Source organism: Sporobacter termitidis DSM 10068 (genome assembly GCF_900130065.1).
Lineage (GTDB): Bacteria > Bacillota > Clostridia > Oscillospirales > Oscillospiraceae > Sporobacter > Sporobacter termitidis.
Window position 1 is genome coordinate 117,230 of record NZ_FQXV01000006.1, and the last position, 24,529, is coordinate 141,758.

A 24,529-nucleotide genomic window follows, 5' to 3' on the forward strand; every position below is an offset into this window, starting at 1 on the left:
CTTCATTTGAGCGCGCCACGCAGCTTTGGGTCCAGGGCGTCGCGCAGCCCGTCGCCCACCATATTGAACGCGAAAACCAGTATCATGATGGCAAGGCCGGGCGCGATGGACAGCAGCGGGCGCGTCATCAGGTACTGATATCCGTCGCGGCACATGCTCCCCCAGGCCGCCGCCGGCGGCAGTATGCCGAGGCCAAGAAAGCTCAGCCCCGCCTCGGCCATGATCGACATGCCCATCATGATCGTCATCATGACAATCAGCGGGGAAACGACGTTTCTGACCACGTGCCGCACGATGATTCTCGATTTTTTCGCGCCCATGGAGCGGCTGGCGCTGATGTAGTCGTTCTGCTTGACCGACAGCACCTGCCCGTTGATGAGGCGGATGTACGCCGGAAACAGCGTCAGGCCGATGGCAATCACGACCCCTGTAACGCCGGAGTTCAGCGCGCTGGCGATCAGCAGCTGCAGCACCAGCGACGGAACGGATATCAGGATATCCGTTATCCGCATGATCAGGGAATTCAGCCGGCTGTCCGAAAAGCCGGCGATGAGCCCGATGACCGTCCCGATGGATGCCGACACGAGCACCGTGCAGACCCCGACGGCGAGCGCGATCCGCGAACCGTGGATAATCCGGCTGAGCAGGTCCCGGCCCAGCGCGTCCGTCCCCAGCGGGTGCGACGGGCCGGGCGCCGCGAGCACCTGGTACAGGTCCTGCTCATAGGGATCGTAGGGCGCGATGACATCCGCCAGCGCCGCCGTCAGCAGGACCACGACCACAAGGATGAAGCCCACAACGACAATCTTCCGCCGGAAAAAGGCCCGGACAAAGCGCTTAAGCTCGTTGACGCCGGACAGCTGTTCTTCCTCCAGCACTTCAAATTCGTCGTCCGGTATCTGTTCCCGGACGATTTTAGTCCCATCCATATCGCAGCCCTCCTTTATTCGTACTGGATTCTCGGGTCGATCCACCCGTACAGCAGATCGACGATGAGATTGGCGATCACGACGACCACCGTCAAAATCAGCGTCACGGCCTGAATCGTCGGGTAGTCGTGAGACAGCATCGCGTCGATCATCAGCTTGCCCATCCCGGGGATGACGAAGATGGTCTCGACAATGAAAGACCCGCCGAAAATCTGCCGGATCATCTGGCCCTGCAGCGTGACCACGGGCATCAGGGAATTCTTCAAAGCGTGCCTGAAGATGACCTGCCGCTCGTTTAGCCCCTTGGCCCACGCGGTACGGATATAGTCCTCGCCCAGAACCTCCAGCATACTTGAGCGCGTCTGCCGCGCGGTGGAGGCGATAGGCCCCAGCGCCATGACAAACACGGGCATGATGCCCTGCCGCAGGCTGAGGCCGAAGTCCTTCCACGGCAGCGTGTACCCGTAAAGCGGCAGCCAGTGCAGGACGTATCCGAACAGGTACACGAGGAGGATGGCCACCCAGAAGGTCGGCGCCGTGATGCCGATATTGGCGATAAACGTGACAATATTGTCAATCAGCTTTCCCCGCCGGATCGCGCTGATGATGCCGAGCAGCGGCCCGATAATATTGCTCACAACAAAGGCCGTCAGGCCGAGCGTGATGGTGATGACCATGCGCTCGCCCATGCTCTGCATGATGTCGTCTCCCTTGATAATCGACTTTCCGAAATCGCCCTGGACCACCTTGGCAAACCAGTTGACGAACTGGATGGGGATGGGCTTGTCAAGGCCGAGCTCGTGCCGGAGCTCCTCGAAATACTCCGGGTCCGCCTGGGCATCCGCCAGCTCGGTGCGCGATACCAGTATCTCGATCGGGTCGCCGGGCAGCGCCCTGATAAGCCCGAAGACGAGCATGCTCACGCAGATGACGATCAGCACCGCGTAAAATAATCGCCGTATGATATAATTCACCATTTTTTTCACACCGCACTTTCAAACGATTCTTATCCAAAACACGTCCGGGGAGAGCGGCGCGGGCGGCGCCGGTTTCTCCCCGTGCATTTTTGCGTTCAGCCCTGCGGGAATCGGGTCGGAAAGCGGCCGCCGGCAGAAAGCTTACTTCTGTGACAGCCAGATTTCGAACAGGTTGCCCGAGCTTGAGCCGGTGTTTTTGAAATTCTGCACCGTCGGCTTATAAATATAGGTGTCATATGTAAAATACAGGGGTACAAACAGTGCGTTGTCCAGGATGTACTTCTGCAGGTCAAGCAGCTCGGCGTCGTTTTGGCCGAGTTTATTCGTGGCCTTTTCCACCAGCTCCTGCAGCTCCTGCGGATGCTGTATGGACTTGAAGTAATTGCGCTTATTATCGTAGAGCAGGGTGTACACCGTCTCCATAACGGGCAGGTTGCGGTTGGACTGAACAAGGATGCCGTCCCAGCCGTTTCCGCGCAAATCGGAATAGCCGCCCGAGTCGGGGAAGCTGACCTCCGCGGTAATGCCCACCGCGGCCAGCATGCTCTGCATTGCCACGACGGCGTCCTTATCCGCCATGCCAGGCTGTCCATACAGCGTTGTTTTAAAGCCGTCGGGATAGCCGGCCTGCGCAAGCAGCGCCTTCGCCTTCACAGGGTCATAGCGCGGCACGCCGAAGGCGGGGTCCTCGGAGTGGCCGCCATAGCCTTCCGCGTTGATCTGATAGGCCGGCTTCCACACGCCGAAGCCGCGGGCGTTGCAAATGGCGTCCCTGTCGATGGCGTAGGACAGCGCCTGGCGCACCTCGGGCTTGGCAAACGGGGAGGACGGATCGTCGCTGCTGGGGAGAAAGCCGATGGGCCCCAAGGGGATCGACTGGACCGCGAAGCCCTGATTTGTCAGGTTTTGAATCTGATCGCCGTTATTCGTGTTTAAAATGTCGATGCTCTGGTCCCCGGTGGATTGCAGGGCAATGTTCTGCGTCATGACGTCCTTGATCATGACCAGCTCCACGCTGTCCAGGTACGGATACTCCTTCTGCCAATAGCCGTCGAATTTCTCGCCCTTGACAGAGGCGCCCTTGACATACTCGATAAATTTAAACGGTCCGGTGCCGACAGGGTGCTCCGCCGTCCATTCCTCGCCGTTTTTCTTATAGGCCTCCATCGAAATCATGACGGAGCCGGTGGTGGCCCAGCCCGCCGAGGAGGAATTGTTGATGCCGTCCGGATAATGTATGGAAACCTCGTACGGGCTGACAACGGTGACATTGTCGTATGTGGGCTTGGAGGCCGAGTTGTCGTGGATCATATCGATATTCCACTTGGCGACCTCCGCGTTAAAGTCCGAGCCGTCATGGAACTTGACGCCCTGACGCAGCTTGAAGGTGATCGTATTGCCGGCGGTGTCGATGTCATAGGATTCCGCGAGCAGGGGCGTGCACGTGCCGTCCAGCTGCTGCTTGAGGAGCGTTTCCAGGAAGGGCCATGTCAGCCAGACATCGGACGGCGCGATCTTCCAGGGCAGTCCGATCGGGGCGGCGCCCTCCGCCGGCGTCACCATTCTCAGGGTCCCGCCGTACTGCGGCGCCGCCGGGACGGGTGTCTGGGCGCCGCCGGCGCTTGCGGAGGGCGAGGATTCGCCCGCGGCCGTATTCGTTTTCTGTCCGCAGGCAAGGAGCGAAAATGCCAGAGTCAACGCTAAGAGAATCGATACTGCTTTTTTCACCTTTCTACCTCCAAATTGTTTTTCGCCGGAACGCGGATATGACGTCTTTCCGGCAACATGGACTAAATTGCCCGGCGTTTTTAATGAATCGCTGTTAAATTTATACAGTCCACAGGCAAAACTCTACCGCAGCCCATACGAGAAATCAATACGCCCAGATTTGATATAAATTCGGCTGTTATGACATGCGCGGCAACCCTGAGCAAATCTCCCCATAACACCCGGGACCCGTCTTTCGACGGGTCCCGGGTGTTATGTTCAATGTTTGTCCGGCGGGTATGCCGGCGTCAGAGCTGGTCCTGCGCCAGGCCGCGGAGTATGCACAGGAAATCCCGCTTCTCGGCGGTGGTACGGTCGGGCAGCCACGCGGCCATGATATGGCTCTCGACAAAGCCCGGGTACTTTGGAATCGGATAATAGCGGATCGACACGTCGTACGCCGCGCTGTCGATCCGCCCGGATATCGACACGCCCTTGCCTATGCCGATGGTGCGAATAAGCGAGAGCATGTTCGGCACGAACCGCACGGCCTTTGGGGTAAAGCCCAGATTGGCGCAGACCTTGAACACATGCTTTTCCACAGCGTCTGAGCTGCCGATCAGGACCTCATAAAAGGTCAGGTCAGCCAATCTTTTCACATCCAGCGCATCCGCCTGCGCCAGGGGATGATTCGCGGAGACGGTAAAATACGCTTCAAGCAGGGCCAGCTTCATAGTGGAAGCGTCCTTGAGGTCGCGAATGACGAAGGACGGCCCGACCACAAGATCGACATCCGAAAAAATGAGCGCCGCCTTGAGCTGCTCGTGCTCATAGATCGTCTCGCTGACCTCCACATTGGGATACCGCTCCATAAAATTCGAAATCGCCATTTTGACGATATTGTATACGGGATTGCAGTTGTAGGTGTCGGGACAGCCGATACGGAGGCGCTGCCTGGGCTGCCGGTACATATCCTGGACCTCGCCGAAGGCGTTGACCACGACGTCAAAGGGCCTTCTCAGCCTGTCGTACAAATACTGACCTTCCTTCGTCAGCGCCACGCCGCGGTTTCCCCGCTCGAACAGCCTGACGCCGACGGCGCCTTCAAACCTCGTAATAGTTTTGCTGAGCGCCGACTGGGAGCTGTAAAGCATGTTCGCCGTATCGGCAATATTGAGATGTTCGGCAACAGCCAAAAACGCATCCACTTGCTGAAATGTGACATTGATCATCCTTAACCCGCACCTTTTTCTATATTATGGTATCTTATACATTAATTGTATTTCATTCGAGCCGCATATGTCAAGCGCGTTTACGTCCATGACACCCGATTGACAAGGCGGCCGTCTTTGTGTATATTAGTTTCAAAGGAAACTATAAAGGAGGGGCTATCCGATGGAAAGCATCGGCAGATACAGCGCCGCAATTTACAGGCTCACGCAAAGTATATTTACCAACAAGCTGAAGGCGCTGGACATCGGCAGCGGACAATACGACTTTTTTCTCATCATCGCCAAAAACGAGGGCATCAGCCAGAAGGAAATCTGCGATATGCTGTATGTGGAAAAGTCTACCACCGCCAAGGCCGTCAAATACCTGCTGTCCAGGGGCTATATCGTCAACAGGCAGGTCGAAAGCGACAAGCGGTATTCTTCTTTATATCTCACTGAGAAGGGGCGGGAGGCCTGGACCGCGGTCGAGGCGGTCTTTTCCGAAATGCTGGGCATTTTTTCAAAAAACATTCCGGAAAGCGCCATCGACGAGACGATCGCCGTATTGAAAAAAGTGATCGGCAACCTGCAGGAGGAGAAAAGCAGGTACGCCGGGGAATAATTTTTAAGGAGATCAGGAGGGACGTTATTATGGAGCGCAGCGACAGTCAGACAAAAATCACACTGGTGATCGTCATGATCACCTCGTTTATCACGCCGTTTATGAGCAACGCCATCAATCTGGCCATTCCTTCCATCGGCAAGGAATTCGGCGGCGGACAAAGCCTTTTGAACTGGGTCGTTTCCGGTTTCCTGCTTTCGTCGGCCGCGTTTTTGCTGCCCTTCGGCCGCTTTGCGGACCAGTTCGGGCGGAAAAGAATATTTTTGATCGGGATGATCCTGCTGGCCGTTTCATCCCTGGCCTGCGCCTTGGCATGGTCGCTCGTGTCCCTGGTGTGCTTCCGGGTGGTGCAGGGCTTTGCCAGCGCGATGATCTTTGGCAACTCCATGGCCATTTTAACGTCGGTCGTTCCGCCGCAGTCCAGAGGCAGGGCGCTGGGATTCAATTCCGCGGCCACGTATATCGGCCTGTCGTGCGGGCCTGTGCTGGGCGGCCTCATCTGCAGCGTGAGCAGTTGGCGCGGCGTGTTCTATTTTAACCTGCTGCTGGCATTGATTGTTATAGTCATCACCGTGTGGAAGCTCAAGGGTGAATGGACCGGCGCCGCGGCGAAGTTCGACAGCTGGGGCATCGTCCTGTGCATCCTGTCTCAGGCCCTGCTGCTGTTCGGGCTGACCAATCTGGCCGACGGCCTTCTCTATCAGATCAGCTTTGCCGCGGGGGTTTTCCTGCTGGTCGTATTTTTCCTCTATGAAAAGCGGCATGCCGACCCGCTCATTCCCATCGGGAGCATCGTCAGGAACAGGCCGTTTGCCTTTTCCAATCTGGCCACGCTCATCAACTACAGCGCGACCTTTGCCTTAAGCTATGCGCTGTCGCTGTACCTGCAGACCGCGCTGAACATCGACTCGGCCGCTTCAGGTCTTATTCTGCTGATACAGCCGGTCATGATGGCCGTACTTTCCCCTGTCACGGGCGCGTTGTCGGACAGGATGCGGCCTGCCGTCCTCGCTTCTGTGGGAATGGGTATTCTGGCGCTGGGGCTGTTCTTCTTCATCTTCCTCACCACGGAGACGCCCATCGCGCTGGTCATCCTCAATCTGGCGTTTATCGGCCTGGGCTTTGCCCTGTTCGCCTCGCCGAATACGAACGCCGTCATGAGCGCGGTGGACAGGACGCTGTACGGCGTGGCGTCCTCGGTCATGGGCAACATGCGGCTTTTGGGGCAGTCGATCAGTATGGCGATCGTCTCGCTCATCACCTCGGTTTTGATAGGAAACGTACCAATCGGCGCGCCGGGATATGTCGACAGGCTCATGCCCAGCCTGAGAACGGCGTTTATCATATTCGCCGTACTTTGCGTCCTCGGGGTATTTGCCTCGCTGGTCCGGGGCAGGACCGGCGGCGGGGCCGAGGAGAACTGAGCGCGCGTCGTCTGGCTGCTGTGAAAGGTTTTTTATGAAGAAGGCCATCATTTATGTTTTCACCGGGACGGGAAACACGCGCCGCGCCGCGGATTTTATCGCGCAAGCGCTGTCCGGGTTCCAAATCGACGCCGCCGTTTGGGAGGCGCGTGTCCCGCTGAATACGGCGCCGGACCCCAACGGCTTTGACTGCGCATTATTCGGCTATCCGATCCACGCGTTCAACACCCCGCGCTTTTTCCTCCAGTTTGTAAAGACGCTGCCGAGCGTCCGCCGCCTACCGGCGTTCATTTTCAGGACCTCCGGGGAGCCCTTTGGCGCCAACAGCGCCTCCAGCCGGTCCCTTGTCCGCATACTGAGGAAAAAAGGCTTTATTCCCATGCTGGACCGGCAGCTGCTCATGCCGTACAACATCGTTTTCCGCTATAACGACGCGCTGGCAAAGCAGATGTATCTGCACACGAGGGACATGGCGCTCGTCATCGCATACCGGATCGCCGCCGGGAAAAAGCAGGCGCTCCGTTACGCGCCCTGGGCTGTTTTGCTGACGTATCTGTTCCGGCTGCAGTGGCTGGGCGCCTGGATCAACGGGCCGCTCATCCACGCCGACAAGGGGTCCTGCATCGGCTGCGGCCATTGCGCGGCCATGTGCCCGCTGCAGAACATCCGTCTCACCGGCGGCTATCCGTGCTTTTCGCATCGCTGCGCGATGTGCATGGGCTGCGCGTTCCGCTGCCCGAAGGACGCCGTCCGCCTGGGTCTGCTGGACGGCTGGCGGGTCAACGGGGAATATCCGTTTGAAAAGCTGGCGGCGGACGACGGCGTCCCGCCAACGTACATCGACGAAAACACTGCCGGTTATTTTCGCCTCTTCCGGCCGTATTACGAGCGCACGTATCGGGAGATCGCCGCCGTAAAGACCGAGCTGGCAAAGGCGGCTCCCGCGGCCGCGGGACGCCGGACAGAAGCCCCGCGGTGAAGGCCGCTTTTTCCCCGAACGCACGATACCCCGGGATACGCGCCGCAGAAGCGGCACGGTATCCCGGGGTATGATTTATGTATGACAAATACCTTATTTGAACATGACCTTGCTCATATTGTCGATCTCTTTTGAAAGCGCCTCGTAGACGCCGGGATAGTTGCTCATGGGCAGGCCCTGGGACGCGCTGGGGATGAAGTTCAGCTTGCCGCACTCCTCGCAGGCGCGCCTGACCTCCCGGGCGACGATCTCCTGGGTCCAGCCGTTGAAATCGACGTCGGCGCTGTTGATGCCGCCCATAAAGGTGATCTGGTTTTTATACTTTTTAAGCAGCTCGGGGATATTGTTCGCCTTCATCACGCCCTGCCAGATGTCGATGCCCATATCGATCATGAACGGGACGAGCGTGGCGGCGTACGAGTCGGAGTGGTGCATGATGACCTTGACGCCGTGGGACTTATAATAGCCGTACAGCTTTTTATAGGAGGGCAGCAGGAATTCCTCGAACATGTCGGGGGAAATAAAGGTGGATATCTGGGTACCCCAGTCGTCGTGATGGAAGAACGCGTCCGGCTTGAGGTATTTGCACACCTGCTCGGCGTAGCGCAGCTCGAACTCCGTGATATAGTCGATGAGCTCCTGCATGGCCTCCGGCTCTTCATAAAATGCCACGAGGCATCTGGAAATCTCCATCAGGTAATGGGTCTCCTCAAAGATACCCGGCGCGTAAAACAGCGTGGCAAAATACTCGTTCCGGTCGATCTTCTCCATAGCGGCGATGCTCTGCTCCCACTCGGACGCGGGGAAATCCACCTTGGGCGCCTTGACGTAATCGCGCCATTTGGCAACATCCTTGACGACGATATGCGCCTCGTCGTGCACGGGGAACGCACCGGGGGTGCCTTCCGGCCAGGAGCGGGTGACGCCCCACGCGTCCAGCACATCGCGCTGCCCGTATGCCGGCATCAGGCTCTGCCGCGTGACCGGCGTATCGTACATGATCGCGAAGGGCTCGTACTGGTTGACGAAGCGGTCGGGCTTTCCCCCGGTGATCGTCTCCAGCAGGTTTTGTCTTTTTGTCAGCATAAACAACTTCCTTTCAAGGTATACGGCAGGCATGGCCCTCATTCCGCGGCTCTGCCATCGAGCTGCAGCGCTCTCCTGCCGATCTGTAATTAAGTTGATTATACCTCTGTTTCTCCCGTCCGCGCAACCTCGATTTCCCGGCGGGAAGTACCATAACGCGCTTGGCCGCCGCGTCCCTGTTTCACTGTTTAAACGGGTATTGTTACATCGCCTATTGTGACGCTCTCAACATCCTCCAGATTGATAATGCTCTTGAAGCGGTAAAAAAGCTGGTTTTCGTAAATCATGTTATCTTCATCTATCAGGTAATAACCGAACGACTTATTTCCCAATCCGACATCATCATACGTCAGTTGGCTGCCGTCTTTAAAGTTTACGACAGGCCGGGCACTCCCCACGATATCGTCGCCTCTGACAAGCACGCACAACGACATCGGCGATATCACAAGCCTTGTAACGGTGTCTTTGCTGCCGTTGATGCTCAAAGGCTTGTTCACTTCAATCGTTTTACTTGTATCTGCAAAGTTGAATTCCCATTTCAGATCCCATTTGCCTTCCACAAGCGGTACGAATTTTGTCCTTATTGTCCCGACGTTTTCTGTTGGCGGCTGGATGTCCGGATAATAGCCTAAATTTAAAAATTCAAGTTCAAGATATCCGTTTTCAGAAGGCGCTGTCCTCTGGAGATAAATCAGCGCCGTCCTTTTATTTGCGGTTTGCTCCAGAATTTCCGTTGACTGGGTACCAAAAGTATAACCCTTGTCCGGCTTCACCATTGGCGCATCAAGGTGGCTAAACTCCCATGTGACGCCGTCGTTCAATGTCATGTCCTTGGGGACGGTCATTTCATATAAGACATAGATACCGTAGCTGTCCGCCAGCGTCTGCTTAACCGTTATGGTTACGCTGTTCTTGGTAAGCGTTGCCTCCGGTGTGCCCACGGCGCCGCTGAGCGTCTCCATTTGTTTTTCGCTCGGCTTAAGATATTCGATGAGTTTTTCGTCCCATCCAAGGCTTATGGCAAGCGCAGTCGTCGCGGTGAGAACGCATACGGCGATAACTGCGGCTATTAAGGCGAATCTCTTGGTTGTGCGTTTTACAGGTGCTATTCTTTTTCTGCTTTCCAGGATTATCTTCAGCATTTTTTGCTTTTGTGCCTGGTTCGGAGTTATTTTATCAGCGCTGCTTTTTAAATCATTCTTATCCATTTTCAATATCCTCCTCAAGCAAAAGCTTCAATTTTTTTCTTGCCGTCCGCAAACGTGTCCGCAGCGTGGCATGGTTGACTTTGAGCATCTCAGCAATTTCATCCGTCTTATACCCTTCATAATAATGAAGATATATCGGCAATTTATATTTTTCCTCCAATGCAGTGATTCTGTCCCAAATATCATTTCCAAGGGCATCCGGCAAACAGGTCTGCTCTATAACAATTTCAGAATCCACTCGTTTTGAACGCCACCACCCTTTGAGCAAATTCCTGCAGGTGTTCTGTGCGGTCACGATAAGCCATGCCCTCATATGCTCCTCGCTCTCGAATTCAGAGCCGGAAGTCATCAGCTTGATAAAAACCGTCTGCGCCGCGTCCTCCGCTTCCGGAACATTTTTTAGTGTCATTAAAGCAATCCGGTAGACGGTGTCGATATATTTATTGTAGATATCCGTCATTTCTTCATCCGTACGCAACAAAGAAACGCTCATTCACTCACCTCCCAAATTGCTTGTTCAATAATAATACAATTTACGACGCTAAAATGTTTTGCCCGCATTGAAATATTATCATATTTCCGTAAAACAATAGACCACAGGGCGGCGCCCTGTGGTCTATTGTTCCGCCGGCTTCTCCGGCGGGAGGTTTTCAATTTTTCGTCTGCCCTCAGTACGCTTACATAAAAAACTGTTTTCCCTCATTCAAATGCAGCCTCATGTACTCCCTGGCTTTATCCGGCTGCTTATTGACGATGGCGGCGACAAGATCGTCCTGATACTTGCTCAAATACCGCGTCAGCAAAGACGCGTTCCAGTAGTAGGAATCAAGCAGGCCCTCGATAATCAGGGGTTCAAAGCGGGACAGGGTGTTGTTGTCGCAGCATTGGGCGATGGCCAGGTGAAAATCCGACGCGCTTTGAATCAGCTGGATGATCCCGATCAGTCCCTTATTGTAATCTTCAATCGACGCCGCCAGGTTTTTTGACGCATCTTTCAGTTTGGAAAGCAATACGGGGATCGCTTTCTCCGCGGCCAGCGCGGCGATCTCCGGCTCAAAAAGCAGACACATTTCATATAAGTCCCTGACCAGCTTGTGCTTGTCTAAAAAACGGTATCCCATCGGGTCTTTGATCATACCGGGGTTGCCGCAGACAAACGTACCGTTGCCGCGGCGTATTTCGACCACGTTAATCGCACAGAGCAATTTTATAGCTTCTCTGATCGTCGTCCTGCTGACCTGCAGGCTTTTAGCCAGCTCCATCTCGTTGGGTATCTTGTCACCGGCGCGGTATTCGCTGTTTATGATTTTTAAAATTTCATCAGCAGTTTGTTCAGATAAAGCTCTTTTAACGGTACTCATACAAAGATGTATTTACCTTTCTTTTTTTCTGGCGAACCAACCGCGTCTCCGTGCATTGAATTGCCGGCGTAATTTTCATCATTATAACCGAATTGCACCGGCAATTCAATTCATTCGTCCACCGTCAACAATTCTATGAATGCGGCGCCTCGGACGGCGTTTGTTCGCCGGAGGAATACAATTTGGAAAAATGCCTGTCGTACTGTACGCCGAGGACATAGCTGAAAACCGCGCAGAATATAAACGGGATTGAAACGAAATAGAATAATTTTGACATGGATATGCCGGTGGAGATGAGGATGCCGCCGATGACGGGGCCGATAATAGAGCCGATTTTTGCCAGGGCATTCGATATGCCGGAGCCCTTCGCCCTGATCCTGACCGGATACATGTTCGGAACGATGGAGGTGATCGACGTGTGCTCGCCGTTCATAAAGAAGGAATTGATGCACATCCAGACAAGTAAAATGCCGCCGGTCGCCCCGCCTGTCAGGGCGGTGAACAGTATCGCCAGGAGCGGCCATATGAAGCCCCACCTGAAGCCCATTTTATCCAGCCATACGCCGATGAGCGCGGTGCCGAGTATTCCGAACAGGCCGCTCGTGCCCATCAGGGAAGACGCGTGCGCGGCGGTCAGGCCTTTTAAAACAAGCACCTGAGGCATCCAGTTGCCGATAAAGAAAACAGCCAGCGAGCTGATGATGTAGTAGAGCCAGAGCATCGGAGACACCCACGCCAGCTTGCCGGCGAAGAGCTCCTTCGGGGAATATTTCTCTTTTTTCTTTTCGGTTTTTATGGCGACGAACTGCGTCGTGTCATCAATTTGAAGGTCCGGAGATATCCGTTTGACGATACGAATCAATGTCTCTCTTCTCTGGGGGGTATTCAAATTCAGCGACAGCCATCTCGCCGATTCCGGCAGGAAAATCGCCAGGCAGACGATAACGGGAATCGGAATAATGAACCCGAGCAGGAAGATGGAACGCCAGCCGTAGGCCGGCATCATGCCCGCGGCGATATACGAGCCCAGCGTACTGCCGACCATAAAGCCTGAAAACATGATCGACACAAATTTGGCCTTGGAATTTTGCGGGGCGTATTCACTTGTCATCGTCATGGCGACCGGTACGGCGCCGCCGACGCCAAAGCCGGTGATCAGGCGGATGATGACGAGCTGCGACAAGGTTCTGGAAAAATAAAGGCAGAGGGAAAGCACCGTAAAAATGGCCGCGCCGATAAGCAGGGTTCCTTTCCTGCCGATTCTGTCGGAGATGGCGCCGAACACCACCGCGCCGATCATCCAGCCGAAGGTCGCCACGGAGAACACGGGGCCGAACATGGCGGCCTCAATATTCCATTCTTTCATGATCAGCGGCGAGGCGTTGGAGATGATGCCGTAATCGTATCCATCCATCAAAAGAATGCAGAAGCACAAAATCATGACGATGACAGAGACCTTGCTGATTTTCGAGCCGAGAATATCTTCAATATTAAGGGCAGACGAACCGGGAGAATTTCCAGCTGTATTCATCGAATAACCTCCTAAAATTTAATATCTCTCGTACAAAGACGCAATACGGCGTACAAGCTTTTCAAGTCCCGGTAAAATTAATCCTTGCTTGTGATTTCAACAACGCCCTTGTCGGCATCCACCCTGACCCAATCTCCCGTTTTGATCAGCTGAAGCGGGTCCCGGTCGAAATCGGTCATTGCCGGGGCATGGACGACAACGGCGCCCACCGCGATCTTCGAATTCATGACGTTAAAGAGCATCGCCTTCGGGGCGCTGCCGTTCAATCTGGTCGACTGAAAAACGCCCGACCAGCCCGAGGAGCCCTTTGCCCCCGGAAAAACGAGCACCTTATCCTTAAAGCTCTGGCCGTGCAATTCATGCCGGAGCTCTATGACCGTTCCCGTCGCGGGGTCGACCCCGCCCCAGCCGGAAATCATCTCCGAGGTGACCAGGGCCTCTCCCTCGGCGCATCCGCCGACGACCATCCTGCCATGCAAAATCGTTTTCATTTCAACGCACCCTCCCAACGGCCGGTAACGGCGGCATTTACACATTCCTCCGTCGTGCCGTACCAGGACTCAATCCCCATCATCGACGGCAGATAGTGCGCCTGCTTGGCCGAGTTCGTGGCCAGGACGCGCGTCCCCTTCGGCATCAGATGGCCAAGCGCCGGGCATGTATCGCTCATCAAAACGCCGCCGGCGGACTCGATGACCTTGTCGTACCCGTTGCGCTTTGCCAAATCCTTGATCGCCCTTGGCACAAGGACCCACAGGCTCGAACCGCCCTTTATACGCTTGCCTTCCAGCAGGTCGCAGATCTCCTGAACCTGCTGAATGGAATTATGCGGACAGCCGAACATGACAAAATCGACGTCTGTGTTCTTCCCGATCATGTTTAACTGCTCGTAGGCGTATTTCCGCTCCTCGGGCCCGTATTTCAGGGTGAACGCGGGCGTCCTGCCGCCAAACGCTTCTTCCACCGTGTGGGCGTCCGCCGTTATCCCGGGGATGTGGTACATCTCCACGCCGCCGGAGGACGCGGTGGCAGCGCCGAACTGCTTCAATTCGTCCCGCGAGGGGACAATTTTTATGCCGTCCAGAACGGGCACCTTTTCACCCACCATTTTCCCTATGTAGTAGCCCAGCAGCCCCCATTCCATGAGCCCCTCGACCTTGAGCTCCACATTCACCAGATGCGAGCCGAGCCGGTGCTCGTCGGTATGGAAGCCCCAATATGGGATTTTGCCGGTCAGCATCGCGGCCGTCGTGCTGGTGTTGCCCTCGCAGTTTGTGCGGGCGCCCAGCACCGAATTGATATAGACGACGGCGGAGGATTCCATCCAGGCGCAGTGCTCTCCCTTGACGGGCACATTCCCCACCAGATACGGCGTGCACGTGCACATGAGCTGAACGCCTATTTTTGAAAGCCATTCCTCATTGGCTTTAAACCGCCTGTAATCCTCCTCGTCCTTCCCCTCAATATCACAGTACTCCGGGTCCATGTCCGTTTCAAACTGGCAGGAGAACGCCTTGACCTTTGGGAATTCGAGCGTCTCCTCGCTGTCGAGTCCGGTGAGCGAAAAGAGTGCGTCGAAGCTGCCGAATTTCCTGTAGCTGGCTCTGTCCGCGATCATATACCCGCCGACATTGTTGGTGTTGACGAGCCTTTCGGCGCCCAGCGCCGTGCCGTACTTGACAAGGAATTCAATTGCCTTTTGGCGTGTCTTTCCTTCCTTTCCGTCGAGCATCGCCTTTTCGTCGTCTGTTAAGATCATGAAATCAACCCCCTCAAAAATTTATGGCTTCGCCGCCTGGTCAATGTGGTCGGCACGATTGAGATTGTCCGACAAACGGTTCTCCAATTCTTCAATGCTGATGTCGTGGACACTGCCCTTGCCGGCAATATCCAGGGCGTTTGCGGCGGCCTTTCCCGTGGCGATGCAGGGCCCCATAACGCGGACGCTGGACAGGGCGGCCACGTCGCCGTCAATGCAGCGCCCAACCGCAAGCAGGTTATCCATATCCGGCGGGGTCATGCTGCCGTAGGGAATATAGTGCACATGGTCGCCGGGGAAGACCTCCCATACATAACCGCCCGGATGATCGTGCAGCTCGATCGGCCAGCTGGAGCGGGCCACCGCGTCGGGAAAACGTGTCCCGGCGCAGATATCGTCCACCGTGAGCTGCCGGCTGCCCATAATCCAGCGGGTCTGGCGGATGCCCAACAGCCCGTATTTTTGGACGACGGCGTCACCGAATTCTTTCGGAAATTCATTTTTGAGAAGCTCCACCACCCTGTCGGCCTGATCCTTCCCCTCCATGATTTTCGTCGACGCGCCAAGCGGATCGAGCGGCGTTTCTATGTGCGTCATGTTGACGAAGGCGACGCCTTCCTCCATGACGACCGGGAAGCTTAAAAATCCCGATTTTCGCATGAGGCCATACTGCGGCGCTTTTTCTTCCAGACACTTTGAGGTTTCCGCCTCCAGCTTTGCCTGATCGTCCCCCCGGTGGATATGCACGTTTGTGAGATACATCAGCTGCGAGCCGTAAAGCATGCCGACGTCGGATTCCCTGCAGGGCAGGCCCGCGTTCCAGGCGACCGCGGCATCGCCGCTGGCATCTATAAACCCATCGGCTTCCACGACGACGCTGCCGTACCGGGAGGTAAATTCGATGGACGTTATCCGCCTGCCGCTGACATTGACGCGGTGTATGTAAGAATTGAGGATGACGGTTATTCCGGCTTCCCTGACCTTGTTCTCGATCCAGCGCAAGAGCGCCACTTCATCGTAGACCGCGATCGGAGGCTTCAGGTACAGCCTGCCCGCCGCGCCAAGGTCCCGGAGTATTTCGCTTGCCACGCCGTAAGTCAGCTGAAAGGGCACGACGCCATGAGAAAAGAAGCCGCAGAAAAGGCCCATTGCCCCATTGGCCGCGTTCCCCCCGAGGTTCGGCAGTCCGTCGAGGAGCACCACCTTGTGGCCCAGCCGCGCCGCTTCAATTGCCGCAGAGACGCCGGCGATGCCGGCGCCGACGACGCAAATATCCGCTTTTACCTGCTGGTAAGGCGGCGCCTCACCTTTTTTTACAATCTTTGTCGCTCTGTTGACATGAATTGTTTTCATTGAATAATCACTCCCATTCTCGTCCGATAGACATCATACGTCTCGCCTAGGATTATATTACTATTTTATATAATGTCAATATAAAATAGCTGACATTATCAAGATATTATGTATTATATGATATATAAATATAGTTTTTATCATCATACGTATAATGTTTTGCAACTCAGTGATATTCCGCCGTCTTCAAGTAAATCTATTCTTCATTTGCCGGCCTGAGATAAAAAAACAGGTGCACTTTCTCTGTTAAAAGTACACCCGTTATTTTAAAAATAAGGTCAGATGGCTGGGCTAATTTTTATTCCGGGTCCAACCATTTCTGAACCCGCATGGTTCAGGTCCTTTTGCTTCCGCTCCGTCATTACCTTGTATACGCCTTTAATCTGTCCAATACTTTTGCCCGGCGCATGAGGGTGATCAACAGCACCGAAATGGCCGCGCCGCCGACCGCGCTGATGATAAAAGGGATAACATAAGTAAACAGCGCGGCTTGTTTTGCCAGGATCAGCGTAACAATCGGATACGCCGCGAGCGCACCCAGAATACCGGTGCCTATGACCTCGCCAAGACAGGCGGGAAGAAGCTTATGAGAATATTTATAAAGAAGCGCGCAGCATAACGCGCCGATCATGCTCCCCGGGTAGGCCAGGAGGCTCCCCGTGCCGAGCAGTATCCGCAGGGTTGACGTGACAAAGGCAATCCCCACCGCGTAAACCGGCCCAAGCATAACGCCCGCGATAATATTGACCATCGACTGGACCGGGAAACATTTTGCCGCGCCGACCGGGATGTAAAACGTGGAGGTGACGACGCCCAGCGCCGTCAGCAGTCCCGAAATCGCTATTTTTCTGGTCATTTGCATGGTGCTCTCTCCTTAATAAAATTGCAAAATAAAGCGGGATATGCCAATAAGGGCATATCCCGCGAAAATTCGTTCGTCTGCACTCCCTACGTTGGCATTATCCAAATCAGGTGAACGGGTCGAAGTTAAAAACTCCCTCTCAGCCTATCCATAAGCTCCCCGATGCGATATTAAATTGTCTAGACTATAGCACCTGCCAGCGATATTGTCAACACCTGGCTTCTTAATGAAATTCGCCGGCCACGTTTTCTTCCTCCAGGGTGTCCGCTTCGATCTGATTCATAAAGTGGCGGAGCTTTACGGCGTCCTGCCTGGACACCTGGCCGCTTTCGTAAAATGACTGGATGATATCGCGCCCTGTCTGTACGGCCTTGTATTGGACCATCCTCTTTTCTTTTTCCATATGCGCGATGGCCCTGGTGCTCCGGTCATAAAGCTTGAGCCTGTCGATCAATTCGGTATAGTGGACGATAACAGCGTAATAGCTGTCCTTATTTTCCTCGCTGACGCCGCCGCTCAGCGCCGCGATGGCCGCTTGGGAGGTTTGTATCTTGATATTTTTCATGGTTTGCAATTGGTTATGATTTGCAGTGAATTTGGGCTTTCCTCTCTTTTTGAAAAAATGACGCCGGGCGGCGGGACTTAATTTAGAAAAGAAAGCCATAACGGAAAATATAATACGCAATTTCAGCCGATTGGTGAGCAGCGCCTCCGTGTGGTCCAGCATTTCGCAGGCGCGGGCGGCAATATCGGCGGGGATTTCCCCCTGGTCCATTAAGCTCTGGAGCTTTTCCTTCTCGGCCCGGAGGCCCAGAAGACGGGCTTCCGATTCCGCCCGATAGGCGTTTTTGCCCGCGTTATGGTTATTGGAGAAATCCGTCGTCGTCATTAACAGGCGCCGATAGTCGGAAAGGACGGACATGGTAGCCTCCCTGTTCTCGTCCGTCTGTTCGTCCTTGACGGTATGAATGATGGCTTTGATCAATTTTGCCTTTAGTTCCTGCTCGGCGGCGGTATGATCGGCACTGATTTCGGCCGCTTTTTTCTCCCCGATAAACGGCAGCACAAAGCTTGCTATCAAGAGGGTCAGGAAAATGACACCGGCCGCGAGAAAAATTATGAGATCCCGTTCGGGAAAAGGGCTGCCGTTTTGGAGAACAAGCGGAATGGACAAAGCGCCGGCCAGCGTGACCGCACCGCGGACGCCGGCCAGGGATATCTGAGCGCAGGACCGCAGCGAAGGGTCAAAAACCTTTTTGTGTTTAAACAGTCGCTGGCCTTTCGAGAGGAGAAAAATCCAAGCAAACCGCAGGACGATCAGCGCCAGGGTGATCAAAACGATATATGTGATGACCTGGGCATTATTAAACTGCGCGTCCTTCCAGATGACTTTTATCACGTCCGGAATTTCGAACCCCAGCAGGACAAAGACCAGGCCGTTGAGTATATAAATGACCACCGACCAGGTGCTGTCGGAAACGATGCGCATGCGGGTGGAAAAAGCGGATTCCACATGCCGGCGCTCGATGGCCTGCACAATACCGGCCGCCACCACGGCCAAGATCCCCGACACTTCGAAGTGCTCGGCAATGAAATAGATGGCAAACGGCGTCAGCAGCTGCAGGAGCATGTGCATCGTAACGTCCTCCATGCCCAGCCGGCGAAGAAAAAGCTGAAACCAGATGACGGCAAAGGCCAGCACCGCGCCAAGCGCAAGACCGCCGAGCGCGATGACCAGAAAGCTGACGGATGCCTCGCCCAGAGAGAAGGTGCCTGTAACGGCGGCGGCAATGGCAAACTTAAAGGCGACGAGTCCGGAGGCATCATTCAGCAGGGCCTCCCCCTCCAGGAGATTGAGAACCGTTTTTGGCAAATGGACGCGCCCCGCGATGGAGCAGACGGCTACCGCGTCCGTCGGCGACAGGATTGCCGCGAGCGCGAAAGCGGCCGGCAGCGGGATGGAGGGGATCATCCAGTTGATCGCGTAGCCCAGACAAAGCACCGTAGCGAAAACAAGCCCCATGGCCAAGAGCAGCACCGGCCCGCGCAGCCGCCACAAGCTTTTCTTGGAGATCCGCTTCCCGTCGTTAAACAAAAGCGGCGCGATGAACAGCAGGAAAAACAGCTTTGGGTCCAGTACGATATGCAGGTGAGGGTACAGAACGGCGGCCAGAATCCCCAGCGCAATCTGAATCAGAGGAACGGGTATAAAAGGGAGAAAGTGATTGACGATATTGGAGATGCCAATCAAAATAAGGAGAACGAGTACAAGAAGCAGAGTTTCCATGAAGCGCCCTTTCCGTCTTTCCCGAATTTACGCTGATTTACCATAATTATGACACAGGAAAGGCGAGAAATCAATAAAACGTCGGTATTACATAGTTTATTGACGTGACGCTCAAATATCCGGCGTATAGCTGCCGATCTCAATTAGATTCTTTATGTAATGGACCTTTATTTGTTCTCTTTGCTTTTTTGGAGATAGCTGTGCATTGACTGGAGGCTTTCAAGGCTGATGCTGTGTTCAAAGCTGCAGGCGTCCCTCTCGGCAACAGCTGGGTCGATGTTCAGGACTTCGTTCAGAAACATTTGAATAATGTCGTACTTGTTGGATATAAGCGCGGCTTGCTCCAACCCCTCGTCCGTCAGAGAAATGCCGTCAAGCTTGCTTTTGGAAACCAGGCCTTTGTCTGCCAGCAAATCGGTTGCGCGGCAAACGCTCGCCTTGCTTAATTTCATATGCGCGGCGATATCACTCACACGCGTGGCAGGATTGTGACGGCTTAAGTTATAGATCGTCTTAAGATAGTTCTCCATGGCGGCAGAAAGCTTTTCCATTTACTCCATCACCCCTTATCAACACACCGCCTCCGTTCTTTAATTTTGTCTGCTATGGTCATTCTTCGGTCAACCGCCCCGCCGCCATGGTCAGCACCCTGTTCCCAAATTTCAGCGTGTCGAGCTCGTGCGTCACAAGCAGAACGGTCGTACCGTTTTTATTGATCCGGGCGAGGAGCTCCATGATTTCGCCCGTCGTCTCGATATCAAGGTCCGACGTGGGCTCATCCGCGATCAGGATATCCGGCTCGTTCATCAGCGCCCTCGCGATCAGCACACGGCGCAGCTCGCCGCCGGAAAGCTGGGAGGGCAGCATGCCGGCCAGGGGCGATATGCCCACCTCATCCAGCAGGAACGACGCCCGCCCAGATGCGTCCCCCTGCCGCCTGGAAAGAAAATACGGCAGCCTGATATTATCAAAAACGGTCAGGTTGGAGAGCGCGCCGGCTCCCTGCGGTATATACCCCAGCCGCGCGTTTCGCAGCGCCGAGATTTCTTTGTCCTTCAGGGCATAGAGGTCCGCGCCTTCCAGCTTGATGCTGCCCGAGGTGGGCGGCAGAAACCCGGCGATCATATTGAGCAGCGTGCTCTTGCCGCTCCCCGAGCGCCCGATGATGCTGACGAAATCGCCGCGGCCGACGGAGAGCTCCGCCCGCTCCACCGCCGGAAACGTTTTCCCGCCGCGGGTATATTCCTTGGTTAACCCTTCGATTTCCAGCAGCATCATTCGCCCTCCTTTATGGTGGAATAGATTTCAGAGCGCCCTATTTTAACCGCGGCATAGATGGACGCGAGCGGACCGACGGCAAAGGATATCAGGAGGCTCAGCCCCGCCACAGCGGACAAGGTCCCGTATGAGGGCTGCAAATAGGGCAGTCCCAGCAGCGCGCTGATGTATGTACTGAACGGAAAGATGACAAGGGCCGCCGCCAACATTCCGGCGACGGTGCCGATAATGCTGATCAGGCAGGACTCGCAAAGGATCAGCCTGACCAGCTTGCTCTTTGTGGCCCCCAGGACCCTGAATATGCTGAACTCTCTTTTCCGCCCGTTTAAGGCGACGGAGAAGACGATAATGAGCACGCCGACCGCCAGGGCCCATAAAACGCCCGCCAGTATGAAAATATAAGTTGTAAGCCCGCGCAGGTTGCCGGAGATATCGCTGATCATGTTTTTGGCGACCACCACATGCACGCCGTCCTTGGCGTATGCCTGAAGGATGCTGTTTGCCACGTCCTTGACATCATAGCCGTTTTTGATTTTGACCATGACGGATGAAATCAGGTCGGCATTTTCCGCCACGGGATGGGCTTTGAGCCTTTCGGATTCCCTCGCCACCTGTTTTGCCGTGGCGAGGTTCATGAATACGGAGGTATCGAAGCCCATGCCTGTTTTGTCCAGCTGCGCAGTTACTGAAAAGGTCTGATTGAAGAATATGAGCTTTTGCCCCACCTTGGCGCTGATGCTGCTGCCGATCACAATTTCTCCGTCGGCAAGGGGGTGATCCAGCGCGTTCAGCATCCACGGCTGAATGACAAAATCGGTTTCAGGGTCAAAGCCGATGAGCTGGAGTGGATAGGAGCAGCACCCGGCGCTGAGTGTCGCGATATAGAGCTGCGGCGACACATCCTCCACGCCTTCGACGCCCGCGACCTTCTCCGTCACACCGGCGTCAAAATAAAAGGTGCTGGGTTCTCCCCGGAGCATGGCGCTTTGGATATCCGCCTCATAGCCGTACGGCACGGCAAGAATATCGGCGCCCAGTCTTTTCGACAGGCTGTTCATGCCGTCTTCCAAACTCTTTGAAAGCACCGTGCCGCCGAAAAGCGTAAAGGCAAGCAGTGCCACAAGGACAATCAGGCCCGTTGTCCGAAAGGGCTTGCGCCGCAGGGTTTGAAAAGAAATGTTAACGGTGGTCAGCGGTTTAGCGTCCATCAGTCTTCACCGGCAGGTTTTTATTCTGCCGCCAGAGATAATGCGCGTTGGCGGCGCAGGCGGCGACTGTTAAAATGCTTAAAACGACAGCCGCGGGGAAGGTCGTCATCCTGCAGGCCATGGTGCTCATCTCGCATCCGCCGATCAAAAGCGTGGGGACGAGAAGCCCCAGGACGCCGGCCAGGGCAGTCATAACGCTGACACCGATCCTTGTCAGCGGCGATTTAAACACAATAAGCAGCACCCCGCCGCACAGGATGAGAAGACCCACGCCGATTTCAGCCTGGCCGGACCAAAAGCATTTCATCGGCACCGTGCCGCCCGCCGCGGTTTCAATGACCTTTGCGCAGGCTGGAAAAATACAGACAGGCACAAGCGCAAGCAAAAGTCCGAAAACGGCAACGGCGATGCCGGATAAAAGTCTGTTTTTCATAAGAGCTGCCTCCCTATAAATGTCTCGTATGTATGCGAGAACTCATTTTTTCGCCTCGTCCAGGGCGCTGTTCACGGCCTCTTTAAATTGGTTGTAGGAGATCGTGGCGCCGGATACGGCGTCCACATCCGCCGCCTTCTGGACCTCCACGAGCTTTTGGGCGTACTGCTGCATGGCTTCCACGGCGCGCTGCGCCTTGTCATAATAGTCCTGATTGGAAATCTCGCCGTTGACCTTCCCGTAATTTTCGTCCTTGACGGTCCCGTCCTTCTGCCAGGTAACATACTTGCAGTCTGTGATCTTATTGCCTTCGATGATGATCGTCGCCTCGCCGTAAGCGCCCTTGTCGTCCTCGCTGCTTTTGCCGGTATAGGTGCCGTCCTTGTATGCGGCATTGCCTGAACCGCCGCAGCCCGTCAGCAGCGGCAGGGCAAGCAGCAGGACAAGAAGGATGGAGAAAGCCTTTCTTTTCATGGAACACACCCCTTGTTCATTTTTCATTTTCCACGATTCTCGCGATCCGCCCATGCTCCAGCACAACGGTACGCTGGGCCTCCTCGGCAACCTCGGGGTCATGCGTGACAACAACGATCGTGCTGCCGTCCTTGTGGAGCTGCTTGAAAATATCGAGCACGATGCCCTCGTTCGCCTCGTCCAGGTTCCCGGTGGGCTCGTCGGCCAGGATCAGCATGGGGTAGTTGATCAGCGCGCGCGCGATGCAGACTCTTTGCTGTTCGCCGCCCGAGAGCTGACTGGGCAGGTGGCGGGCTCTGTCTCCCAGGCCGACGCGCTCCAGGGCCTGCAAGGCCTCCTTTTCGTCCGGCATGCTGTGATAATACTGCGCGACCATCACGTTTTCCAGGGCGGTCAGGTAGCTGATCAGATGGAATTGCTGAAAGATCAGCCCGATCTTGTCGCGCCGGATGCCGGTCAGGCTTTTCGCGCTTTCCTTTGAGATGTTCGTGCCGTCCAGGATAACGGCGCCGTTTGACGGCTTATCCATGCACCCGATGATATTCATCATCGTCGTTTTCCCGGAGCCGGACGGGCCCATGATCGCCAGCCATTCCCCCTGCCGGACGGTAAGGTCTATATTCTGCAGCGCCTTGACGTTGCCGTATATCTTTGATATATCCTGAAGTTCCAATAGATTCATTCTGTTTTTCCTCCTTTATTCACCGCGCAGAACGATTGCCGGGTCAACGTCCGTCGCGCTCCTGACGGGCAGCAGGCACGCCAGTCCGGTAATCGCGACCGAAACGATGAGTGTCGCCGGTATCAGCAGCGGCTGAAAGGATATGGAGCGGGCAAAAACATTGATGCTGACCGTTTGCGCAAACGCAAATCCAAGCGCCACGCCCAGCAAGCCGCCCAGCCCGCCCAAGAGCAGGCCCTCGCCCAGAAATTCCTTGATAATGCTTTTGTTGGCCGCCCCCAGCGCTTTCTTCAGGCCGATTTCGCGGCGCCGTTCCGCCACGACCGCCATCATCGTTGTTGCGACACAGATCATGGTGAGCAGCAACACCACGACCGTGACAAGATAAACAAGAGCCTGGAGCTTGGTTAAAACGGTCCCCTCGGACTGGGTGACGCGTTTGACGAGGCGGGGCGTGACGTCATCGACGTTCTCGCCGACCTGCCCGGCGATATCATTCAGTACCTGCTGCGTCGCGGAAATGCTGCATTCGACAACGTCCAGCACGCCGCTGTTCCCCATCAGGCCTTCCAAATCCGACAGGGGCATGAAGATAAACGCTTCCTCCGTGCCTCCGGTTTGAACGATGCCGGATACGGTAAAATCATGGCTGAAGCTCTTGCCGCCAATGTCCGTGCCCGACAGCGTAAAGGTGTCGCCCGGTGAAAGGCGGATGCGCTCCACCACCTCCTGCCCGATGAGTACCGACCCGCTGCCGGCGGGCCACTGTCCCGAGACAAACCAGTAGGGGCTGGTCTTTTTCACTTCATTCAAATCCGTCCCGGCCGCCATAAACGGCTGTTCGTTGATCTTGACCGTCTCATACCGGTAAGGAGCAATGCCGACAATATCCTCCGCCGGAATAAAGCCGGTTGCCTTTTTAACCTCGTCCGCGTTCAGCGCCGAATCGCCGCCGCCGGGAACAAATATGAGGTTTGCGCCGTAGGAGCGGAATTCCTCGCCCATCTGCCGGGGGATGTCGTAATAAATCGTGACGAGGCCGGACAGGATCGTCGCGCCGATGGCCACCGCCAAGAGCGCCACAAGCATTCTGGAACGGCGCCGGATGAGCGAGCTTGTGATCATTCTGAAATACATCGTTTGCCTTTTCATATACGA

24 protein-coding genes, 1 pseudogene and 1 riboswitch are annotated in these 24,529 nt (G+C 55.3%); of the genes and pseudogenes, 3 read left to right on the forward strand and 22 right to left on the reverse strand.

The annotated features are described in order from the left end of the window. Positions 1-2 precede the first annotated feature (2 nt). From BUB60_RS09950 to BUB60_RS09965, 4 genes are all read right to left on the reverse strand, one after another. Complete coding sequence (locus BUB60_RS09950; protein ID WP_084726389.1) at positions 3-929, reverse strand: ABC transporter permease; 927 nt, start codon at positions 927-929, stop codon at positions 3-5. Positions 930-943: 14 nt separating this feature from the next. Then, positions 944-1,906, reverse strand: a complete 963-nt coding sequence (locus BUB60_RS09955) for an ABC transporter permease (RefSeq protein ID WP_073078406.1) — start codon at positions 1,904-1,906, stop codon at positions 944-946. Positions 1,907-2,047: 141 nt separating this feature from the next. Continuing rightward, positions 2,048-3,634, reverse strand: a complete 1,587-nt coding sequence (locus tag BUB60_RS09960; protein WP_073078409.1) for an ABC transporter substrate-binding protein — start codon at positions 3,632-3,634, stop codon at positions 2,048-2,050. Positions 3,635-3,921: 287 nt separating this feature from the next. Further along, a complete protein-coding gene (locus tag BUB60_RS09965) occupies positions 3,922-4,845 on the reverse strand; it encodes a LysR family transcriptional regulator (RefSeq protein ID WP_073078411.1) in 924 nt (307 codons plus the stop codon). 163 nt (positions 4,846-5,008) lie between these two features. Here BUB60_RS09965 and BUB60_RS09970 point away from each other — a divergent pair, with 163 nt between their 5' ends. From BUB60_RS09970 to BUB60_RS09980, 3 genes are read left to right on the forward strand one after another with little or no spacing between them, the layout of a single operon-like run. Next, positions 5,009-5,446, forward strand: coding sequence for a MarR family winged helix-turn-helix transcriptional regulator (locus BUB60_RS09970; RefSeq protein WP_073078413.1), 438 nt, complete (start codon positions 5,009-5,011; stop codon positions 5,444-5,446). A 29-nt stretch (positions 5,447-5,475) separates the two neighbouring features. After that, the gene (locus tag BUB60_RS09975; protein WP_073078415.1) at positions 5,476-6,870 is read left to right on the forward strand and encodes an MFS transporter; all 1,395 of its coding nucleotides are present in this window, start codon (positions 5,476-5,478) and stop codon (positions 6,868-6,870) included. Between the two features lie 34 nt (positions 6,871-6,904). Next, complete coding sequence (locus BUB60_RS09980) at positions 6,905-7,849, forward strand: EFR1 family ferrodoxin (RefSeq protein ID WP_073078417.1); 945 nt, start codon at positions 6,905-6,907, stop codon at positions 7,847-7,849. Between the two features lie 8 nt (positions 7,850-7,857). On the opposite strand, the pseudogene BUB60_RS20855 reads toward BUB60_RS09980, so the two are convergent. The 18 genes and pseudogenes from BUB60_RS20855 to BUB60_RS10065 all read right to left on the reverse strand — a co-directional run. Further along, positions 7,858-7,932 (reverse strand): annotated as a pseudogene (locus tag BUB60_RS20855) (hypothetical protein); the annotation flags it as partial. 10 nt (positions 7,933-7,942) lie between these two features. After that, positions 7,943-8,935: a uroporphyrinogen decarboxylase family protein gene (locus BUB60_RS09985; RefSeq protein WP_073078419.1), complete on the reverse strand. Its 993-nt coding sequence runs from the start codon at positions 8,933-8,935 to the stop codon at positions 7,943-7,945. Between the two features lie 188 nt (positions 8,936-9,123). Next, entirely contained in the window at positions 9,124-10,143 is a 1,020-nt protein-coding gene (locus BUB60_RS09990) for a DUF4179 domain-containing protein (protein WP_073078422.1), read from the reverse strand. After that, a complete protein-coding gene (locus BUB60_RS09995) occupies positions 10,136-10,636 on the reverse strand; it encodes an RNA polymerase sigma factor (RefSeq protein ID WP_073078424.1) in 501 nt (166 codons plus the stop codon). Before BUB60_RS09995 ends, BUB60_RS09990 begins: the two co-directional genes overlap by 8 nt. A gap of 184 nt (positions 10,637-10,820) precedes the next feature. Further along, positions 10,821-11,504, reverse strand: coding sequence for a FadR/GntR family transcriptional regulator (locus tag BUB60_RS10000; RefSeq protein WP_073078426.1), 684 nt, complete (start codon positions 11,502-11,504; stop codon positions 10,821-10,823). Positions 11,505-11,637: 133 nt separating this feature from the next. After that, positions 11,638-13,035 carry an MFS transporter gene (locus tag BUB60_RS10005; RefSeq protein WP_073078429.1) on the reverse strand — a complete coding sequence of 466 codons (1,398 nt, stop codon included), beginning with the start codon at positions 13,033-13,035 and terminating at the stop codon, positions 11,638-11,640. Positions 13,036-13,112: 77 nt separating this feature from the next. Then, a complete protein-coding gene (locus tag BUB60_RS10010; RefSeq protein WP_073078431.1) occupies positions 13,113-13,526 on the reverse strand; it encodes an aconitase X swivel domain-containing protein in 414 nt (137 codons plus the stop codon). Continuing rightward, the gene (locus tag BUB60_RS10015) at positions 13,523-14,794 is read right to left on the reverse strand and encodes an aconitase X (RefSeq protein ID WP_073078434.1); all 1,272 of its coding nucleotides are present in this window, start codon (positions 14,792-14,794) and stop codon (positions 13,523-13,525) included. The genes BUB60_RS10010 and BUB60_RS10015 overlap by 4 nt, the downstream gene beginning before the upstream one ends. Before the next feature lie 21 nt (positions 14,795-14,815). Next, a complete protein-coding gene (locus BUB60_RS10020; RefSeq protein WP_073078436.1) occupies positions 14,816-16,147 on the reverse strand; it encodes an FAD-dependent oxidoreductase in 1,332 nt (443 codons plus the stop codon). Positions 16,148-16,508: 361 nt separating this feature from the next. Next, positions 16,509-17,009: an energy coupling factor transporter S component ThiW gene (gene thiW, locus BUB60_RS10025; protein WP_073078438.1), complete on the reverse strand. Its 501-nt coding sequence runs from the start codon at positions 17,007-17,009 to the stop codon at positions 16,509-16,511. 66 nt (positions 17,010-17,075) lie between these two features. Further along, positions 17,076-17,181, reverse strand: a riboswitch (TPP riboswitch). Between the two features lie 51 nt (positions 17,182-17,232). Next, complete coding sequence (locus BUB60_RS10030) at positions 17,233-19,296, reverse strand: Na+/H+ antiporter (protein ID WP_073078441.1); 2,064 nt, start codon at positions 19,294-19,296, stop codon at positions 17,233-17,235. Between the two features lie 167 nt (positions 19,297-19,463). Beyond that, entirely contained in the window at positions 19,464-19,847 is a 384-nt protein-coding gene (locus tag BUB60_RS10035; RefSeq protein WP_073078443.1) for a metal-dependent transcriptional regulator, read from the reverse strand. A 58-nt stretch (positions 19,848-19,905) separates the two neighbouring features. Beyond that, positions 19,906-20,574, reverse strand: a complete 669-nt coding sequence (locus BUB60_RS10040) for an ABC transporter ATP-binding protein (RefSeq protein ID WP_341444211.1) — start codon at positions 20,572-20,574, stop codon at positions 19,906-19,908. Continuing rightward, positions 20,571-21,782 carry an ABC transporter permease gene (locus tag BUB60_RS10045; RefSeq protein WP_073078448.1) on the reverse strand — a complete coding sequence of 404 codons (1,212 nt, stop codon included), beginning with the start codon at positions 21,780-21,782 and terminating at the stop codon, positions 20,571-20,573. Before BUB60_RS10045 ends, BUB60_RS10040 begins: the two co-directional genes overlap by 4 nt. Further along, positions 21,772-22,215 (reverse strand): DUF4418 family protein, encoded by a 444-nt coding sequence (locus BUB60_RS10050; protein WP_073078451.1) that lies wholly within the window; start codon positions 22,213-22,215, stop codon positions 21,772-21,774. The genes BUB60_RS10045 and BUB60_RS10050 overlap by 11 nt, the downstream gene beginning before the upstream one ends. 42 nt (positions 22,216-22,257) lie before the next feature. Beyond that, a complete protein-coding gene (locus BUB60_RS10055; protein WP_073078454.1) occupies positions 22,258-22,689 on the reverse strand; it encodes an FMN-binding protein in 432 nt (143 codons plus the stop codon). 16 nt (positions 22,690-22,705) lie between these two features. Continuing rightward, positions 22,706-23,371, reverse strand: a complete 666-nt coding sequence (locus BUB60_RS10060; protein ID WP_073078457.1) for an ABC transporter ATP-binding protein — start codon at positions 23,369-23,371, stop codon at positions 22,706-22,708. A gap of 15 nt (positions 23,372-23,386) precedes the next feature. Continuing rightward, the gene (locus BUB60_RS10065; RefSeq protein WP_073078460.1) at positions 23,387-24,523 is read right to left on the reverse strand and encodes an ABC transporter permease; all 1,137 of its coding nucleotides are present in this window, start codon (positions 24,521-24,523) and stop codon (positions 23,387-23,389) included. Positions 24,524-24,529: the final 6 nt, after the last annotated feature.

Bases quoted from the DNA above. Each gene is read 5' to 3' on its own strand.
- BUB60_RS10040 (WP_341444211.1), bottom strand. From the start codon at position 20,574: ATGATGCTGCTGGAAATCGAAGGGTTAACCAAGGAATATACCCGCGGC.
- BUB60_RS10055 (WP_073078454.1), bottom strand. From the start codon at position 22,689: ATGAAAAGAAAGGCTTTCTCCATCCTTCTTGTCCTGCTGCTTGCCCTG.
- BUB60_RS09995 (WP_073078424.1), bottom strand. From the start codon at position 10,636: ATGAGCGTTTCTTTGTTGCGTACGGATGAAGAAATGACGGATATCTAC.
- BUB60_RS10045 (WP_073078448.1), bottom strand. From the start codon at position 21,782: ATGGACGCTAAACCGCTGACCACCGTTAACATTTCTTTTCAAACCCTG.
- BUB60_RS10030 (WP_073078441.1), bottom strand. From the start codon at position 19,296: ATGGAAACTCTGCTTCTTGTACTCGTTCTCCTTATTTTGATTGGCATC.
- BUB60_RS10050 (WP_073078451.1), bottom strand. From the start codon at position 22,215: ATGAAAAACAGACTTTTATCCGGCATCGCCGTTGCCGTTTTCGGACTT.
- BUB60_RS10035 (WP_073078443.1), bottom strand. From the start codon at position 19,847: ATGGAAAAGCTTTCTGCCGCCATGGAGAACTATCTTAAGACGATCTAT.
- BUB60_RS10005 (WP_073078429.1), bottom strand. From the start codon at position 13,035: ATGAATACAGCTGGAAATTCTCCCGGTTCGTCTGCCCTTAATATTGAA.
- BUB60_RS09955 (WP_073078406.1), bottom strand. From the start codon at position 1,906: ATGGTGAATTATATCATACGGCGATTATTTTACGCGGTGCTGATCGTC.
- BUB60_RS09980 (WP_073078417.1), top strand. From the start codon at position 6,905: ATGAAGAAGGCCATCATTTATGTTTTCACCGGGACGGGAAACACGCGC.
- thiW (WP_073078438.1), bottom strand. From the start codon at position 17,009: ATGCAAATGACCAGAAAAATAGCGATTTCGGGACTGCTGACGGCGCTG.
- BUB60_RS10000 (WP_073078426.1), bottom strand. From the start codon at position 11,504: ATGAGTACCGTTAAAAGAGCTTTATCTGAACAAACTGCTGATGAAATT.
- BUB60_RS09965 (WP_073078411.1), bottom strand. From the start codon at position 4,845: ATGATCAATGTCACATTTCAGCAAGTGGATGCGTTTTTGGCTGTTGCC.
- BUB60_RS10060 (WP_073078457.1), bottom strand. From the start codon at position 23,371: ATGAATCTATTGGAACTTCAGGATATATCAAAGATATACGGCAACGTC.
- BUB60_RS10020 (WP_073078436.1), bottom strand. From the start codon at position 16,147: ATGAAAACAATTCATGTCAACAGAGCGACAAAGATTGTAAAAAAAGGT.
- BUB60_RS10010 (WP_073078431.1), bottom strand. From the start codon at position 13,526: ATGAAAACGATTTTGCATGGCAGGATGGTCGTCGGCGGATGCGCCGAG.
- BUB60_RS09990 (WP_073078422.1), bottom strand. From the start codon at position 10,143: ATGGATAAGAATGATTTAAAAAGCAGCGCTGATAAAATAACTCCGAAC.
- BUB60_RS09975 (WP_073078415.1), top strand. From the start codon at position 5,476: ATGGAGCGCAGCGACAGTCAGACAAAAATCACACTGGTGATCGTCATG.
- BUB60_RS10065 (WP_073078460.1), bottom strand. From the start codon at position 24,523: ATGAAAAGGCAAACGATGTATTTCAGAATGATCACAAGCTCGCTCATC.
- BUB60_RS10015 (WP_073078434.1), bottom strand. From the start codon at position 14,794: ATGATCTTAACAGACGACGAAAAGGCGATGCTCGACGGAAAGGAAGGA.
- BUB60_RS09970 (WP_073078413.1), top strand. From the start codon at position 5,009: ATGGAAAGCATCGGCAGATACAGCGCCGCAATTTACAGGCTCACGCAA.
- BUB60_RS09985 (WP_073078419.1), bottom strand. From the start codon at position 8,935: ATGCTGACAAAAAGACAAAACCTGCTGGAGACGATCACCGGGGGAAAG.
- BUB60_RS09950 (WP_084726389.1), bottom strand. From the start codon at position 929: ATGGATGGGACTAAAATCGTCCGGGAACAGATACCGGACGACGAATTT.